The organism is Sphingobacterium sp. UBA7625, from assembly GCF_002484085.1.
Lineage (GTDB): Bacteria > Bacteroidota > Bacteroidia > Sphingobacteriales > Sphingobacteriaceae > Sphingobacterium > Sphingobacterium athyrii.
This window is the reverse complement of record NZ_DLJD01000051.1, coordinates 55,322-71,289: the sequence shown is the minus strand read 5'-3', so window position 1 is coordinate 71,289 and position 15,968 is coordinate 55,322. Positions and strand designations below refer to the sequence as shown.

General features: G+C 40.6%; 15 protein-coding genes. 7 read left to right on the top strand and 8 right to left on the bottom strand.

Features of this window, described 5'->3' with window-relative positions:
• Positions 1 to 2: 2 nt before the first annotated feature.
• The 4 genes from B4G94_RS20515 (at position 3) to B4G94_RS20500 (ending at position 4,906) form a co-directional block, all read left to right on the top strand.
• Positions 3 to 1,028, top strand: coding sequence for a sugar kinase (locus B4G94_RS20515; RefSeq protein ID WP_286861550.1), 1,026 nt, complete (start codon positions 3 to 5; stop codon positions 1,026 to 1,028).
• Positions 1,025 to 1,669, top strand: coding sequence for a bifunctional 4-hydroxy-2-oxoglutarate aldolase/2-dehydro-3-deoxy-phosphogluconate aldolase (locus B4G94_RS20510; RefSeq protein WP_286861547.1), 645 nt, complete (start codon positions 1,025 to 1,027; stop codon positions 1,667 to 1,669). Before B4G94_RS20515 ends, B4G94_RS20510 begins: the two co-directional genes overlap by 4 nt.
• 103 nt (positions 1,670 to 1,772) lie before the next feature.
• Entirely contained in the window at positions 1,773 to 3,215 is a 1,443-nt protein-coding gene (locus B4G94_RS20505; RefSeq protein WP_414711831.1) for an MFS transporter, read from the top strand.
• A 71-nt stretch (positions 3,216 to 3,286) separates the two neighbouring features.
• On the top strand, positions 3,287 to 4,906 hold the full coding sequence (locus B4G94_RS20500; protein WP_108634631.1) for an NADP-dependent glyceraldehyde-3-phosphate dehydrogenase: 1,620 nt from the start codon (positions 3,287 to 3,289) through the stop codon (positions 4,904 to 4,906).
• A gap of 181 nt (positions 4,907 to 5,087) precedes the next feature.
• Here the strand turns inward: B4G94_RS20500 and B4G94_RS20495 are convergent, their stop codons facing one another.
• Positions 5,088 to 5,855 carry a rhamnogalacturonan acetylesterase gene (locus B4G94_RS20495; protein ID WP_165309374.1) on the bottom strand — a complete coding sequence of 256 codons (768 nt, stop codon included), beginning with the start codon at positions 5,853 to 5,855 and terminating at the stop codon, positions 5,088 to 5,090.
• Between the two features lie 21 nt (positions 5,856 to 5,876).
• On the opposite strand from B4G94_RS20495, the gene B4G94_RS20490 reads away from it, so the two are divergent.
• Together B4G94_RS20490 and B4G94_RS20485 are read left to right on the top strand one after the other, a co-directional pair.
• The gene (locus B4G94_RS20490) at positions 5,877 to 6,023 is read left to right on the top strand and encodes a hypothetical protein (protein WP_165309375.1); all 147 of its coding nucleotides are present in this window, start codon (positions 5,877 to 5,879) and stop codon (positions 6,021 to 6,023) included.
• Between the two features lie 50 nt (positions 6,024 to 6,073).
• Positions 6,074 to 7,099, top strand: coding sequence for a LacI family DNA-binding transcriptional regulator (locus tag B4G94_RS20485; protein WP_165309376.1), 1,026 nt, complete (start codon positions 6,074 to 6,076; stop codon positions 7,097 to 7,099).
• 45 nt (positions 7,100 to 7,144) lie between these two features.
• Here B4G94_RS20485 and B4G94_RS20480 read toward each other — a convergent pair whose 3' ends face one another.
• The 3 genes from B4G94_RS20480 to B4G94_RS20470 form a co-directional block, all read right to left on the bottom strand.
• On the bottom strand, positions 7,145 to 9,556 hold the full coding sequence (locus B4G94_RS20480) for a TonB-dependent receptor domain-containing protein (RefSeq protein WP_286861539.1): 2,412 nt from the start codon (positions 9,554 to 9,556) through the stop codon (positions 7,145 to 7,147).
• Positions 9,557 to 9,704: 148 nt separating this feature from the next.
• Positions 9,705 to 11,375 carry a PspC domain-containing protein gene (locus B4G94_RS20475; RefSeq protein WP_286861537.1) on the bottom strand — a complete coding sequence of 557 codons (1,671 nt, stop codon included), beginning with the start codon at positions 11,373 to 11,375 and terminating at the stop codon, positions 9,705 to 9,707.
• The gene (locus tag B4G94_RS20470) at positions 11,368 to 11,739 is read right to left on the bottom strand and encodes a PadR family transcriptional regulator (protein ID WP_104383543.1); all 372 of its coding nucleotides are present in this window, start codon (positions 11,737 to 11,739) and stop codon (positions 11,368 to 11,370) included. Before B4G94_RS20470 ends, B4G94_RS20475 begins: the two co-directional genes overlap by 8 nt.
• Before the next feature lie 155 nt (positions 11,740 to 11,894).
• Between B4G94_RS20470 and B4G94_RS20465 the strand changes: the two genes are divergently transcribed.
• The gene (locus B4G94_RS20465; protein WP_286861535.1) at positions 11,895 to 12,278 is read left to right on the top strand and encodes a VanZ family protein; all 384 of its coding nucleotides are present in this window, start codon (positions 11,895 to 11,897) and stop codon (positions 12,276 to 12,278) included.
• Between the two features lie 29 nt (positions 12,279 to 12,307).
• Here B4G94_RS20465 and B4G94_RS20460 read toward each other — a convergent pair whose 3' ends face one another.
• The 4 genes from B4G94_RS20460 to B4G94_RS20445 form a co-directional block, all read right to left on the bottom strand.
• Positions 12,308 to 13,012 (bottom strand): ComF family protein, encoded by a 705-nt coding sequence (locus B4G94_RS20460; protein WP_286861532.1) that lies wholly within the window; start codon positions 13,010 to 13,012, stop codon positions 12,308 to 12,310.
• Between the two features lie 39 nt (positions 13,013 to 13,051).
• Entirely contained in the window at positions 13,052 to 14,152 is a 1,101-nt protein-coding gene (gene rlmN, locus B4G94_RS20455; protein ID WP_376786660.1) for a 23S rRNA (adenine(2503)-C(2))-methyltransferase RlmN, read from the bottom strand.
• Between the two features lie 75 nt (positions 14,153 to 14,227).
• Positions 14,228 to 14,809 (bottom strand): tRNA-(ms[2]io[6]A)-hydroxylase, encoded by a 582-nt coding sequence (locus B4G94_RS20450; protein ID WP_108634623.1) that lies wholly within the window; start codon positions 14,807 to 14,809, stop codon positions 14,228 to 14,230.
• A 71-nt stretch (positions 14,810 to 14,880) separates the two neighbouring features.
• Complete coding sequence (locus tag B4G94_RS20445; RefSeq protein ID WP_165309380.1) at positions 14,881 to 15,921, bottom strand: Atu2307/SP_0267 family LLM class monooxygenase; 1,041 nt, start codon at positions 15,919 to 15,921, stop codon at positions 14,881 to 14,883.
• Between the last annotated feature and the right edge of the window lie 47 nt (positions 15,922 to 15,968).

The window sequence follows — 15,968 nt, the reverse complement described above, 5'->3', positions numbered from 1 at the left end:
ACATGCAGGGTAAAGTTTTAAGCTTTGGAGAATTGTTGTTGCGGATATGTCCCGACATCGAACAAGATTGGATTGAACAACACCAGTTGCCTTTCTACGTGGGGGGGGCTGAACTGAATGTCGCCACAGCCTTAGCATTGTGGAATGTACCATCATCCTATTTATCCGCAATTCCTCAAAATGCCATCTGTGAAGGTATTGACAACTACCTGCAACGCAGAAATATAGACACTTCGGCTATGCTGTGGACCGGCGAGAGATTAGGAATTTACTATCTCCCAAAAGGGAAAGATCTAAAAAATGCCGGTGTCATCTATGATCGTGCGAATTCGTCATTTGCTAACCTCAAAGTAGGCAGCATCGATTGGGAAGAGGTTTTTGCCGATGTCAAATGGTTTCATTTTTCAGCTATCTGTCCTGCTATTAGCCAAGATATTGCTGATCTATGCCAGGAAGCAGTTATAAAAGCACAGGAAAAAGGCATTTTTGTATCATTGGACCTTAACTACCGTGCAAAGCTTTGGAAATATGGGAAAGCACCGAAAGAAATTATGCCCAAAATTGCACAATACTGCAATTTAATCATGGGAAATATCTGGGCTGCACATCAAATGCTCGGCACGCAGCTAGACGAAAAGTTCCTAACTTCTTCTTCCGGGTATCAGGAAGAAGATTTACTGGCACAGGCAGATCGTACAAGCAAAGAGATCATTTCCGTGAATCCGATTTGTCAATATGTAGCCAACACCTTTCGTTTTGACCATCAAAGCAAGGGAATCAAGTATTATACCACATTGTTTGACAAAGACAGCCTGATTAAATCAACGGAATATATAGCCGATGAAATTTTGGATAAGGTAGGCAGTGGCGATTGCTTTATGGCGGGCCTGATTTATGGCTTATACTCCAACCTTTCTCCTAAGGAGACCCTGGAGTTTGCAACACTAGCCGCATTTGATAAACTGTTTATCGCCAGCGATGCGACAACAAGTACAGTGGAAGACATAAAAAATAGAATGATAGCATGAATTTGAAAGAAATTGTATTAGATAAAATCATTGAACAAGGGATACTTCCTTTGTTCTTCCATCACGATAAGGCCGAAAGTATAGCTATTCTGCGGACCTTATACCAGGCCGGTATACGTGTCTTTGAATTTACAAACCGTGGTCCCGAAGCATTAACAGTTTTTGAGAGTTTAGTTGCAGCAAGGAACCTTGACATGCCTGACCTTTATTTGGGTATAGGTACCATCAAATCGGTTGAAGAAGCACAACAGTTTCTGCAAATCGGTGCCGATTTTATTGTCTCTCCGATTGTAAATCCTTTGGTCGGTTCGCTTGTTCATGAGCAGCATAAATTATGGATCCCGGGTTGTATGACCCCAACAGAAATCTATACGGCGCAACAGCAACAAGCAGCACTTATAAAATTGTTCCCCGCAAATATGCTGGGGCCAGCATTTATGTCATCTATCCGGGACCTTTTTAAAGGTCAGAAATTTATACCTACGGGGGGGGTAGAAATCGAAATGGAAAACTTAAAAGCTTGGTTCAAATCCGGTGTATGCGCCGTAGGGATGGGCAGTAAGTTAATTGACCCTAAAGACACAGGCAATTTATTTGAGAACACTAAAAAGGCACTTGACTTCGTCTCGAAAGCACGATAACAGTAAAATCCCTCTGGCACCGGCTTTAAAAAGCAAATACAAAGGGATCTTATTGGCGTGAAAAAACAGACACTTACACTATAAATAAACTATTAAACCCATTATGATTAACACGGAGAAAAAGGGTAATTACCGTTGGGTAATATGCTCCCTACTATTTTTTGCTACTACAATCAATTACCTGGATCGCCAGGTGCTATCCCTGACCTGGAAGGATTTTATTAGCCCCGAATTTCATTGGACAAATACGGACTATGGTAACATTACGGCCTTGTTTTCAATCTTTTATGCCATCAGTATGCTGTTTGCAGGTCGCTTTGTGGATTGGATGGACACAAAAAAAGGTTTTCTATGGGCAATTGGAATCTGGTCCATTGGTGCAATACTGCATGCCTTCTGTGGTATAGCGACGTCAGGAATTGTTGCTGGTGAATGGTTCGTAGGTTTCGAAGGCGCAAAAGAGGCAATTTCTCATGTCAACAATGTGGGATTAGTGATCAGTGTCAGTGTCAATCTATTTATATTTGCGCGGTTCGTATTAGCTGTTGGTGAAGCGGGCAATTTTCCGGCAGCAATCAAAGCTACGGCAGAATATTTTCCAAAGAAAGACCGCGCATTGTCTACTAGTATCTTTAATTCGGGCGCGACAATAGGCGCTTTGGCAGCTCCCTTAACCATTCCTGTAATCGCCGCACATTGGGGCTGGGAAATGTCTTTCATCATCATCGGTGCATTAGGGTTTGTCTGGATGGGTTTCTGGATGTTTCTCTATAAAAAACCAAATGAAAACCCAAAAGTCAATGCGGCCGAGCTGGCTTATATCAATCAAGATGACGATGAACAGCAGATCACACCTTCCGGCGATACCAAACTTCCAAGAACGACCATCTCTGAATGCTTAAAATATAAGCAAACCTGGGCATTTGTCTTTGGAAAATTTATGACCGACGGGGTCTGGTGGTTTTTCTTATTCTGGATGCCGGCTTATCTTTCTGCCGTCTACGACATAAAATCATCGGATACAGAAGGGCAGCTCGCAATTTTTGTGCTCTATGCAATTACCATGTTGTCTATTTATGGCGGATGGCTACCAACCTATTTTGTTGACAAAAAAGGAATGAACGCATACGAAGGGCGCATGAAAGCCATGCTGTTGTTTGCTTTTGTGCCATTGGTTGTACTCTTTGCACAGCCCCTGGGACATATCTCCTATTGGATACCCGTCATTCTTATCGGTTTTGCCGGGGCCGCACACCAGTCCTGGTCCGCCAATATCTTTTCGACCGTTGGAGACTCTTTCCCAAAGCGCTCCATTGCAACCGTTACCGGAATTGGGGGGCTCGCGGGAGGTGTAGGAGCCTTTATTATCAACAAAACATCAGGATGGCTATTTGATTACGCCAAAGAAACCCAGATGACTTTTATGGGCTTCAAAGGCGAGGAAGCGGGTTATTTCATTATCTTTTCCTTCTGCGCTATTGCCTATTTAATTGCATGGGTCGTAATGAAAACACTAGTTCCTAAACTTATTTTAATAAAAAATTAACATATATTGCAAAATTTATATTATATTAGCAATATCTTTATAAATATCAATCTAAACCATTTTTAAAAACAATGAGCTTAAACTTAGAAGGTATCTTCTACGAGGAGAAAGACATTCCCGCAGAATTTACGCTCGACGAACAGGTCGATCAAAGAGAGTTCCTTTCCAATGGAGAAATGATTTCTTGGACGGGTCAAGTAAACGAAGTTTTTTCACCTATTTGTGTGAAGACCAAGGATGGCTTGAAACGTAAGCGCATCGGTAGTTTCCCTGTTTGTACAGAAAAAGAGTCCATGGAAGCCTTAGACGCTGCTGTAAAAGCATACGACAATGGCCGTGGAGAATGGCCGACAATGAGCGTTGCCGATCGTATTACCTGTGTTGAAAATTTCACACAAAAGATGATCGCCAAGAAGGACATTGTCGTCAAGCTTATTATGTGGGAAATTGGCAAATCCTACGCTGACTCCGTGAAAGAATTTGATCGTACGGTAGAATACATCTATGCGACGATCGATGCACTGAAAGATATAGACCGCGATTCTTCACGTTTTCAAATCGAACAGGGTATCGTTGCCCAAATCCGAAGATCTCCATTAGGAGTCGTACTCTGTATGGGACCATTCAATTATCCGTTGAATGAGACTTTTACGACATTGATTCCTGCATTGATCATGGGGAATACCATGTTATTCAAACCACCTAAACATGGTACGTTATTACACTACCCTTTATTAGAAGCTTTTAAAACAAGTTTCCCTAAAGGTGTTGTCAATACGATCTATGGCCGTGGCAATAAAATTGTCCCTAGTTTAATGCAATCGGGAAAGATCAATGTATTAACGCTAATCGGTTCAAGCCGTGTAGCTGATGAACTGAAAAAATTGCACCCAAAAGTGAATCGACTCCGTGCAATTCTTGGTTTGGACGCAAAAAATGCAGCAATCATTACCAAAGATGCAGATTTGAATCTAGCAGTTTCTGAAACAGTATTGGGTTCACTTTCATTCAATGGTCAACGTTGTACAGCGCTTAAAATTATCTATGTGCACCGTAGCTTGGCACAAGAGTTCCTGAAACGTCTCTCTGCTGAAGTTGCTAAATTGAAGTTTGGCATGCCTTGGGAAAAAGGAGTATCCTTGACTCCACTTCCTGAAGTCAATAAGCCGGCATATTTGACTGAATGCATTGAAGATGCAAAAGCATACGGTGCGAAAGTAGTGAATGAAAACGGTGGTCAAGTTGCAGAATCGTTCTTCTACCCGGCGATTGTTTATCCTGTAAATTCACAGATGAAACTTTATAGAGAGGAACAGTTTGGCCCGGTTATCCCAGTCGTTCCTTTTGATGACCTTGAAGAACCTATCGAATACTTAATTGGATCTTCGCATGGACAACAGGTAAGTATTTTCAGCAATAATGCAGCTGTTGTTTCATCACTTATCGATCCACTGGTCAATCAAGTGAGCCGTGTAAACATCAATTGTCAATGCCAACGCGGTCCGGATACTTTCCCTTTCACAGGTAGAAAGGACAGTGCTGAAGGAACGTTGTCCGTAGTGGATGCCTTGCGTTCATTCTCTATACGTTCTTTAGTGGCGACAAAATTCACTGAGGAAAACAAAAAACTATTAAATGACATCGTAAGTGAAAATGAATCAAATTTCTTAAGCACGAAATATATTTTCTAGTATACGACTGATACAAAAAAGCGACATCGAGATTATCGATGTCGCTTTTTTATGAAAATTCATTTTTTCATAAATTCTCCAAATACTTTTTCATATCTACTGCATCTTTTACGACAGCCCTCCTCTGTCAGTCAAATTGATTTGAGTGTATGCTTCTTTCTGATTTTATAACGTTCTAAAGTTACTTCAGAATCAGATTGTTTTGAATAGGTAACTGTAATTCGCGAATCCCCTCGGCAACGAGCTTTGCCACTTCATTAGCACCAAAAGTATTCAGATGCGTATCATCTTTCTTTCCCTGCGGATAATTCTTATCACCGCTGTCCACATGCAAAAACAATTTCTTACTGTCCACTACTCCGTAGGACATGACAAGTTTTGTTGTCTTATCCTCCATGTCAATACAAGGTGTTTGCATATCCCGAGCGACCTTACGGATAATTGCAGGATATTCTCCATGGGTTTTCACGAGCACATCATTTTCAAATTTACGCCGTGCTATCGGTGTCAAAAGAATCGGAGTGCCGCCCTTCTCTCTTGTTTGATTGATATAGAAAATCAAATTCTGTTCGAACTCTTCCAATGAAGTTCCCACAGCGGGTTTATGAACCTTTTCATCATTATGTCCAAACTGAATGAACACATAATCTCCTCGACGGAGGTTTTCAAAAATAGGCTTCCAATGATTTACAGCACTTCCATCTTTGCCGATATCATGTTTAAAGGATTTGGAACTACGCCCATTTAATGCACGGTTATCGACCTTCACCTGTTGATTGAACATCTTTGCAAAAGCCATTCCCCAACCAGTTTCTGGAAAGGTACGGCTATCTTTATCCGCAGCTGTAGAGTCGCCAATTATATAGATTGTGCGGATTTGTTCCCGCTGTAAAGCCAGGAGAAAAATTACCATCACACAGCCCGAAATAAGTGTACTGATTTTTTTCATATTTTTAGGTATTTAATTAAAATGATTAAATTACTCTTGCACGAACTGCATGGAAATTTATTTGGTTATCATATGATCAAGTTTACAAAGTATATTTCACTTGTTGATGCCAATGTCATTAATAAAGTTATGCAAACGTTGCCGGCAACGTTTGCACGGGGCAGTTAATTAGGTTTTATAATTTTTTTTGATTAATATTATAGTCTATTTTGCCGATTATGAAATTCGAAAACTATACAATCAAAGACATTGCTAAAGCGCTTAACTTATCAACTTCTACCATCTCCAGAGCATTAAGAGATAGTTATGAAATAAGTCCTGAAACAAAAAAAATTGTATTGGAATATGCCGAAAAAATAAATTATCGTGCTAATCCCATTGCGAGGAGCTTAAAGGAACGTCGAAGCCACTCCATTGGTATTATTGTCAGTGAAATAGCCAATAATTTCTTCTCCCAAGTCATCAACGGCGTCGAATCTATTGCCTATGACAAGAATTTTCAGATCATTATTTCACAGACACATGAGTCTTCGGAAAGGGAACGGCTTAATGTGGAGTACCTAACATCCAGAGGCATAGATGGCCTACTGATTGCATTGTCTTCAGAAACCGAGGATATTTCCTATCTTCATCAATTAAAAGAACGTGGATTTCCAATTGTATTTTTTGATCGAATCCCAAAACAGTTTAACACCTACAAGGTCGTGGTCAACAATCAGCAAGGGGCCTATGATGCGACCCAGCATCTCATAAAACTCGGAAACAAGAGAATCGCGCACCTGACAAGCTCAAAATCCCTGTCCATAACAAGAGATCGCTTAGAAGGATACAAAAAGGCATTGATGGCAAATCATATCGATTTTGATCCGAATCTTGTCAAATATTCTCAATATGGAGGTCTGCATTTAGACGAAATTGAAAAGGCGATCGAAGAGCTTATCCAAATTGGGTTTGATGCCATTTTCATCTCTGGAGACAAATTGACCACAGGATACCTCCATGTCGTGAAAAAAAGAAATTTCGAAGCCGCTAGCAATATCGCTATTGCCGGATTTACAAACTCTAATGTTGTCGAACTATTTTCGTCCAAAGTCACAGCAATTAGACAACCTGCTTTCGAAATGGGGAAAATTGCTACTGAACTGCTGATCAAACTGATAGAAGCCAAATATCCTATTACAGAATTTGAAACCCGTGTATTACCCACCGAACTAATCAACAATCACGAAATAAAAAAACCGTAAGAAAACGATTTTCTTACGGTGCCATATAATAACAACAGTAATGCTCTATTGCGCTCTTTCTTTTTCCTCGTTGCTTGTATCTTTCTTACGATAATTATTTTTAAGGTTACCAAATTTGTACGAATAAGTCAGCCGTATAATCCGACGATCTTGATGTTGCCTGATCTGAGAATCAAATTGACCGAAAGTAGTGACCAGGTTTTGATTGCCCGTATTGAATAGATCACTCACCGCCAATTTTAAGGAACTACGCTGATCTTTAAATGTTTTGGTCGCTCCCACTTCCATGTCCCATCTCCCCTCTAAGTCATACACACTGTATTTAAAAGGTGAAAAATAGCGTAAATTAACATTAGCCATAAGACTCTTACTTAGTTTTAGATTATGCATGGAATTCGCTTGAAGGAGAAATGATTTCCTTCTGATCGGAATACCTGAAATCATACCATCAAAATCAAAGTAGATTCCAGTGATATTATTATTCATGCTCCAGATCTTAAATACAGTGACGGGAATATTTAGATTTAAATAAGAGGTCAGATTTCGACCTAAATTCTCCCGCACAACCCAAGTCTCACCTCTGACAGAGTCTTGTCCCATGCTTTCTACAATTGCGTCTTTCACATCATTGACACCCAGTGTCACATTATAACGCTGCAACAAGGTATAATTCAATGTGAATTCATTGGAAAATTGGGGATTTAAATACGGATTTCCACGCTCGAAGGTCAACTTGTCAATATAATAATCAAATGGATTCAGTTGGCGATAATTAGGACGGGTCACTTTTCTGGTGTATCCTATAGACAATATATGATTCTCATTTAGCGAATAGGTCAAATTAGCGTTGGGGAAAAGTTGAAAATAATCACGTTTCACACGCTTGCTCTTTGTTAATGAGTTTCCATCCGACATCGTATACTCGCCCCGCACACCAGCTTTTAAACTCCACTGTCCAATGCTTGTATTATAATCGAGGTAGCCTGCCACTATTTGCTCCTTATAGACAAAATGGTTAGTACGTGTCGGATCATTTATCCACACAAAGTCTTTCTGTAGCTTTTCGAAAAGCAGATCATTATCAGACTTTACATTCGAATATTTACCCCCCATCTCAAGCTTGGACTTTTTTGATAAGGGATGTTCGTAATCGAACTTCGCAACATAGATATCGATACCGATTGGCATTCTACTGCGTTCATTTTCCAATGGGGCAACTGACTTCATATCGGCATCAAAATATTCATTGCGATAAGTGACACGTTTGTTGCTCCTAAATTTGCTCCAGTCCAAATCAACAGTCAGTTTCCGACCATTGGAATCTATCCTAAACTCATTATTTAGATTAGCGGAGTAGCGGTCAAACAATTCTTTGAAAGAGGACGATGAGCTTAATATCGTATCATAAGCGGATACGGTAGTACCTATATTCGTCCTACTATCATTGTCATTATATTCGGTATTATTTGACCCATTGAATTGTAGTGTTAATGTATTTCTTGAAGATGTCTTTTGTTCAACGCCGAAACGGTAGGAATGATTACGTTCATCTTCATCCAATGTTGATTTTTGATTGAAATATTTCTTTTTTCCATCATTCTGTATAACCCGGTCTATATACAGCTTACGGTAAGACTTTTCATCAGAATAAGCATAGGAACCAAATAGTGTTGTATTATTCTTTTTGTAATTTAATGAAAGGGAACTATTTCCCTTGAATTTTTCACCACTTCCTGCCGTCAGGTTAAAGGTCCCGTTAAATCCTTCCATACGATTCTTCTTAAGGACAATGTTAATCGTTCCTACAGCTCCTTCAGCATCATCCTTAGCGGATCGTGTCGTAATCACTTCAACGGATTTAATCTGATTACCATCCGTGCTTTTCAAAAAGCTCAAAAGTTGCTCACCAGACATATAGGTTTGCCGTCCATCAATGGTAACGGCTACCCCCGATTGTCCCATCAATTGCAAATTATTGTTGTTGTCCAAGCTGACACCGGGTGCACGTTGCACTATATCCAGGGCATTGTTGCCGGCCGCCAATGGAGAATTCTCTACGTTTAGGATCAACTTACCGGGCTTACTCTCGACCATAGGACGTTTCCCTTCCACGGTGACCTCCTCTAATTTTCTGTTATCCGCAATCAATTCGATCACGGCTGGAGAGTAATCGGACTTATTGATAGCAAAAGAGCTACTTCGGTTTGAAGTATATCCCACCATCTTTGCTTCAACGAGATAGTTTCCGGGCCCCACATCCGTAAATTGGTATTCTCCGGATTCATTGGTGACCACTGCTTTTAAGACAACAGCAGAATTGGCTTTCATCAGGTAGGCCGTTGCTAAAGGCAGCGGCAAACGATCCGCCGAGTGCACTTTCCCCGTAACTTTCACTTGCGCATGGGCGAAGGAGACAATCAAAAAACTTAACAGTAAGAAGTAAAAATATTTTTTCATTATTAGGATAATCTTGTTTAAAGGCAATGAAACTTCAAAAGGGCCCTAGTTATCTTGTTTTGCAAGTTAACCTCAGCGCTCAATGGCTTCATCATGGTATTGGCTTGTATGATCTGTCTTCCGCCCGGTTGAGGCGGAAGACAGCTTATTATTTATTTTTTATCTGAACGGACGCGCCATCTTTTTTCGTGTTTATGATCGTATCCCGACGGATCACAATGGAAGTATCGGCAATAACGACTTCATTATGGTCAGCATCTTCTGCCTCCTCTTCGTCTGATTTTTTTGGAGGCAATGCACATTTAACACCAAGCGAAGTCACAATAAATTCCACATCCTTGACATCCCTTAAATCTTTATTATAACGGTCGCGGCATTCGTAAAATGAAATATCGCGTAATTTACCTTCCAAATTATCATTGATCACCAATTTTGTTCCAACAGGCAAAAACAGGGTAACATTCACTTCCTGATCACGGTAGCGCTCACCTTCGCTCAATTGGAAAGCACTGTCAAAAATCAACGCAGTTGTATCTTGCTTCAGTGCATAATTGATCTTTGCGGCCCTGTCTGTAGCAATTTTGTAGGTATTTCCTTTTGCAGAATATTCATAACGTACATAAGGTTCCTGCAATGAGTCGATACGTTCAATCCGAATACGGATATCCCGTTTCAGATAAGACGAAAGGTTCTCGCTTTTTATTCCGATACCGGTTTTCACCCCATTTTTTAAACGGATAACCCGAACATCATTTTCCTTCAGATAATATACCGGCTGTTTCTGTAGCGGCTTTTCGTCCACAATCGTGCTCGATTCCCTAAATTCTTTCGCTACCGAAGTTGAATAGTAAATAAGTGCTCCAACGGACAGTAACCACACAACAAACAATGTCGTTGTCAGATAATTACTCATTGGCTTCTTCTCAAATAGCACCCGAAGAAGTAAATAAAACAAACCGGCAAAAGGAATAAATACAGATAAAAAGCCAGCAATCAATGCAAAAGGGACGTCACTAGGATCCATCAGATAAAATGGTCCTGAATCGTCCATCACATCCGGAATAACATTCACGATGGCCAAGGCAAAGAAAATCAAACCTATAATCAAGCCTATAAGAGTCAATCCCACGATGATGACAAAGAAGACGCCAATGATTTTAACGATTATCTGCAATAGCTTCGCCACGCCATCCCCGGTGCGATCCATGCCCCGCGAAAAAGTCTCCCGCACACCGCTCATTTCCTCGTCAAAAGAACGTTTAAAATTCTGGATATTCGGCGCTTCGCCACGCATCTCCATTTTATCCGCTCTGGTAATCGCTGGCGGCATCACAATCCAAAGAATCACATAAACCAATAGCCCCGATCCACCGATTATGACAAAAAGTGCAAAAAGTAACCTTACCCATTTGGCTTCAATCCCAAAGAAATGGCCAAGACCACTACAGACGCCACTGAAAACGCGATCGTCGGGATCCCGCATTAATTTCTTACCGACCTTAAAACCATTGGTATTCGTTTCATGGCGAAAGGAGCTATAGTCATCCTGATCTTCCGACTCAAAGTCACTAACCCTCCCCATCTGATCAATAACTGCATTTACATCTTCCATATTGAGCACCTCTTTACTTCCCGCCTGGATCTTCTCTGTAAACATCTCAGAAATACGGTTCTCAATATCCTGTAAAATCTCACGGCTGTCTTCCGACTGACCAAAATGCTTCTGTATATCAATCATGTACGACCGCAGTACCTCATAGGCATCCTCTTCAATATGGAAGACGATGCTATTTATGTTGATAATTATTGTCTTATTCATCGCTATTGTCTTTAACTGGTTTAGTTGAATCATTGTTTCTACCCACCAATGACGTGTTTACAGCAAACACCAATTCATTCCAGGTAATGTCCAATCTTGAAAGGACATCAAGTCCTTCTTGGGTAATTTCATAATATTTTCTAGGCGGACCTGAAGTCGATTCTTTCCATATATAACTCAACAAGCCATTATTTTTTAGACGTGTTAAAAGCGGATATAGGGTTCCTTCCACAACCAACAATTGAGCTTTCTTCAGTTCGCTGATAATATCGGAGGCATAAATTTCTCCTCGAGAAATTATGGATAGGATACAATATTCAAGTATCCCCTTCCTCATTTGGATTTGTGTATTTTCAGCTATCATAACAATACAAAGATATATGTATTTTATGGTACCATGCAATACATAGTACCATATAAAACAAACAAAATATATTAACAAGCTGATTATTAGGTAAATAATTTTTTAAAATTATTTACATTTCACTTCTATCAAGAAATTTTTGGATATTTATTCCCATGATTAAAATCCTACTGGACTACAAATGGTGTTTTATTTGGGCCATCATAGTCATTGTTTTATGTTCGCTCCCCGGAAATAACTTTGATACAGTTCCCAGCTACCCCGGAATGGACAAACTCGTTCATGCGGGCATGTTTTTCGTTTTTTGCACACTGATGTACAACGGTGTTATTCAACAATTTAGCGGAAAACCAACACGCTGGTTACCCATCTTTATTGTCTCTTTTTTCGGTTTTCTGTTTGCAGGATTAACGGAAATACTTCAGCTCTATATTTTTACTTACCGTAGTGGTGACTGGTGGGATTTATTTGCTGATTCTGTAGGAATTGGCATGGCCGGATTTGCCTATCTGTTGAATTATGTCGACAGGAGGCACTGATTGGCGGTAAACTCGGCTATCGAATAAAACTATTGGGCTCGGGCCAAGGTTGCCACGGACACTTTGCATCCGAGGGATTCCTGCAGGGTAACTGCGGCTGAGACAATGGTTGCCCCAGTAGTAAGTACATCATCAACAAGTAAAATATGTGCATCTTGTGGCATTGAAAGTTCTTCGCAGACAAAGATGTCTTCTACATTTTCATAACGCGCTAAACGGTCCTTACCTGTTTGTGTCATTGTTGCCCGTTTACGGATCAATACGTCCTCCCATAACGGAATATGCATCGCCCGCGACAGCCCACGACCGAAATAAGCCGATTGATTATAACCTCTTTTCCGAAGCTTACTCGTATGTAATGGTATCGGAACAATAGCCGATAATCCAACGTACAGTTCGGATTGAAGGAGCTTGAGGCCATACTGATAACCAAAGTATTCAGCCAAAAATGGCTGGTTATTATATTTAATCTGGTAGATTAGCCGCTCTACACGACTCCCCTTTTGTAGGAGGAGAAAAGAGCAAGCCTCTTCTATAGGCGCTTTGCCCCAGAGCTGCCTAGCGGTATCGTTATCCGAATATGTATGAAAATTGGTATAAGGCAGATGATAATCACAGGCAATACAGATATATTTTTCCTGATATTTCAGCACACAGCCACAACAGGCACATTCTTTGGGAAAGAATATGGAAACAAAATCACCAAGAATATTCCGTAGATCAAATGGCATCATGCTAACTTCCTCAGTTAAAGATAGCAACAATATTGCAAACTAAGCCTCAGCAGTCTCTTTATCCTTGTCTTTTATGGCCAATTGTCCGCAAGCTGCGTCAATATCCTTTCCTCGGCTTCGTCTTACATTGGTGATGATTCCTTGGCTTTTTAGGTAATTCGCGAATACGTCTATCTTGTCAGCTTCGGCATTCAGGAAGTCGGCCAGAGCAATTGGGTTGTATTCAATCAAATTTACTTTACAGGGGACATGCTTACAGAATTTAGCAAGCTCCTTGGCGTCTTCCAACTCGTCATTGAAATTATTGAATACAATATATTCAAATGTTATCGGACTCTTTGTCTTCGCATAAAAGTATTTTAGCGCTTCAGCTAATGCAGCTAAGGAGTTCTGCTCATTGATTGGCATAATCTCATTACGCTTTTTATCATTTGCCGCATGTAGTGAAAGAGCGAGGTTAAACCGTACCTGATCGTCTCCTAGTTTCTTGATCATTTTCGCAATACCGGCTGTTGACACAGTGATTCGTTTCGCAGCCATATTAAGGCCATCCGGAGCGGTGATCCGTTCAACAGACTTCATCATATTGGCGTAATTCAATAGCGGCTCGCCCATGCCCATATAGACAATATTTGTCAAAGGCTGACCATAGTTCTCTTCAGCCTGCTTACTGATAAGTACCACTTGGTCATAAATTTCATCTGCATTAAGATTACGTTTTCGATCCATGTAACCTGTTGCACAAAATTTACAGGTCAGGCTACAGCCCACCTGCGAACTCACGCAGGCAGTCATACGCTCAGGCGCAGGAATTAATACGCCTTCTATGATATTACCGTCATAGAGCCTAAAGCTGCTTTTAATGGTTTTGTCCGAGCTGATTTGTGACTCTTTAACTTTGACTGCATTAATTGTAAAATTTTCCTTCAGCTTTTCACGCAGGGCCTTACTCAAATTACTCATTTGATCAAAATCTGTACAAGATTTTTCCCATATCCATTCATAAATCTGCTTTGCACGAAAGCCCTGTTCACCCAACGCGGTCAGTTGATCTTTGATCTGACTCAAAGACAAACTCCTGATATCTATTATTTTACTTTTTTCGATCACGGTACAAAGATAAGAATAATTAAGTGACAAAAAATCCCGTTCTAAAGAAAATAGAACGGGACAACTGTTATGTATGTGTTTTAAAATAGGTAGATTCGCTATCCTTTAGCCATGTATGGCTTCTTTATTTCCGTAAGACTGGATCAGTTTACCTTCAAAGTCCAACCACTCTTTCCAGCGTTTTTCCACATCGACATCTACGGAATATTTCCTTGCAAAATTAAGGAAAGTTGTATAGTGGTTCGCTTCGGAAACCATCAGATCGTAATAAAACTGAGCAAGCTCCTTGTCTTGGATATTTTGAGACAAGACCCTAAACCGCTCACAACTACGTGCTTCAATCATTGCAGCAAATAATAGTCTATCGATAAACGCCATATTCCGGCTACCGTCCTTTTTGGAAAATTTCATCAACTGTCCTACATAGTCATCTTTCCGCTCGCGACCCAATGTATAGCCCCGCTCTTTGATGATGTCAATAACCATTTTGAAATGCTCCATCTCTTCAATGGCTATGGCTGTCAATTCATGAACCAAATCCTCATGCTCTGAGTTGTTTGTGATCAAGGATATTGCATTTGAAGCTGCCTTTTGTTCACACCACGCATGATCTGTCAAAATCTCTTCCAAATTTCCCTCTGCGATATTAGCCCATCGCGGATCTGTCAACAACTTAAGTCCAAGCATCTTACTATCCAAAATAATTTATTGGCAAAGGTAGGCAATATCTCTGCTTAAAAAAAATGATAATGTGTTCTTTAGCTATCTTTATTGAGTACTGCTCTAATTTTAGGCGCTATTTTTTCACCGTAAATTTCAATTGACCGCAACATCTCTTTATGTCCCGGAGCACCAACGTCCATATGCGCCGAAAAACGCGTCAATCCAAATTTTTCATGAATTGCCAAAATTTTGTCAACGGCATATTCAGCATCCCCAACAATAAGATGCCCCCTTGAAGACCTGCCAAAATCATATTGTGTCCGCTGATAAGGTGGCCATCCGCGGCTAGCTCCGACACGATCCATCTGTGCCGAGTAGATGGGATAATAGTAATCTGCAATCTGCCTGCTGTTATCCCCAAAAAAGGCATGCATATGCACCCCGACCTGAAATTTTGACATATCGTGTCCATTATCTTCATACGCCTGGCGATACATTTCAAACAAATGGTCGAAACTTTCATACATCCCTCCAATAATTGCGAACATGACCGGCAAACCCAATTTTCCAGCACGAATAACAGATGAAGTGGTACCTCCTACCGCAACCCAAATCGGCAAAGATCCGTTCTTTGGACGTGGAAAAATTTCCTGGTTGATCAAAGGAGCCCTAAAATTTCCACGCCAGGTAACCGGATTTTGTTTATTCAACCGGAGTAATAATTCCAATTTCTCTTCAAACAAATCTGAATAATCCTTTAGGTCATATCCAAAGAGCGGAAATGACTCAATAAATGACCCTCTGCCCGCCATCAGCTCTGCCCGACCATCAGACAAGAGATCAACTGTCGCAAAATCCTGATATAGTTTGACGGGGTCCGCCGAACTCAATACGGAAACAGCACTGCCCAACTTGATGTCCTTTGTCACCGTAGCCGCAGCAGCCAATATGATCTCCGGGGCAGCAACAGCATAATCTGCCCGATGATGTTCACCGATACCAAAGAAATCCAGTCCAACCTGATCCATCAGTTTGATTTCCTCAATAATTTCTTTCATTCTATCCTGTGGCGCCTGAATCTGACCTGTAGCGGGATCTATCCTGGAGTCACCAAACATTCCTATTCCTAATTCCATGTGTCTTCTCTATTTAAAACTAATTCAAAAATAGCGGCTCCATTTCG

Coding starts and splice junctions, on each gene's coding strand:
- B4G94_RS20515 (WP_286861550.1), top strand. CDS start 3: ATGCAGGGTAAAGTTTTAAGCTTTGGAGAATTGTTGTTGCGGATATGT.
- B4G94_RS20510 (WP_286861547.1), top strand. CDS start 1,025: ATGAATTTGAAAGAAATTGTATTAGATAAAATCATTGAACAAGGGATA.
- B4G94_RS20505 (WP_414711831.1), top strand. CDS start 1,773: ATGATTAACACGGAGAAAAAGGGTAATTACCGTTGGGTAATATGCTCC.
- B4G94_RS20500 (WP_108634631.1), top strand. CDS start 3,287: ATGAGCTTAAACTTAGAAGGTATCTTCTACGAGGAGAAAGACATTCCC.
- B4G94_RS20495 (WP_165309374.1), bottom strand. CDS start 5,855: ATGAAAAAAATCAGTACACTTATTTCGGGCTGTGTGATGGTAATTTTT.
- B4G94_RS20490 (WP_165309375.1), top strand. CDS start 5,877: ATGATTAAATTACTCTTGCACGAACTGCATGGAAATTTATTTGGTTAT.
- B4G94_RS20485 (WP_165309376.1), top strand. CDS start 6,074: ATGAAATTCGAAAACTATACAATCAAAGACATTGCTAAAGCGCTTAAC.
- B4G94_RS20480 (WP_286861539.1), bottom strand. CDS start 9,556: ATGAAAAAATATTTTTACTTCTTACTGTTAAGTTTTTTGATTGTCTCC.
- B4G94_RS20475 (WP_286861537.1), bottom strand. CDS start 11,375: ATGAATAAGACAATAATTATCAACATAAATAGCATCGTCTTCCATATT.
- B4G94_RS20470 (WP_104383543.1), bottom strand. CDS start 11,739: ATGATAGCTGAAAATACACAAATCCAAATGAGGAAGGGGATACTTGAA.
- B4G94_RS20465 (WP_286861535.1), top strand. CDS start 11,895: ATGATTAAAATCCTACTGGACTACAAATGGTGTTTTATTTGGGCCATC.
- B4G94_RS20460 (WP_286861532.1), bottom strand. CDS start 13,012: ATGATGCCATTTGATCTACGGAATATTCTTGGTGATTTTGTTTCCATA.
- B4G94_RS20450 (WP_108634623.1), bottom strand. CDS start 14,809: ATGCTTGGACTTAAGTTGTTGACAGATCCGCGATGGGCTAATATCGCA.
- B4G94_RS20445 (WP_165309380.1), bottom strand. CDS start 15,921: ATGGAATTAGGAATAGGAATGTTTGGTGACTCCAGGATAGATCCCGCT.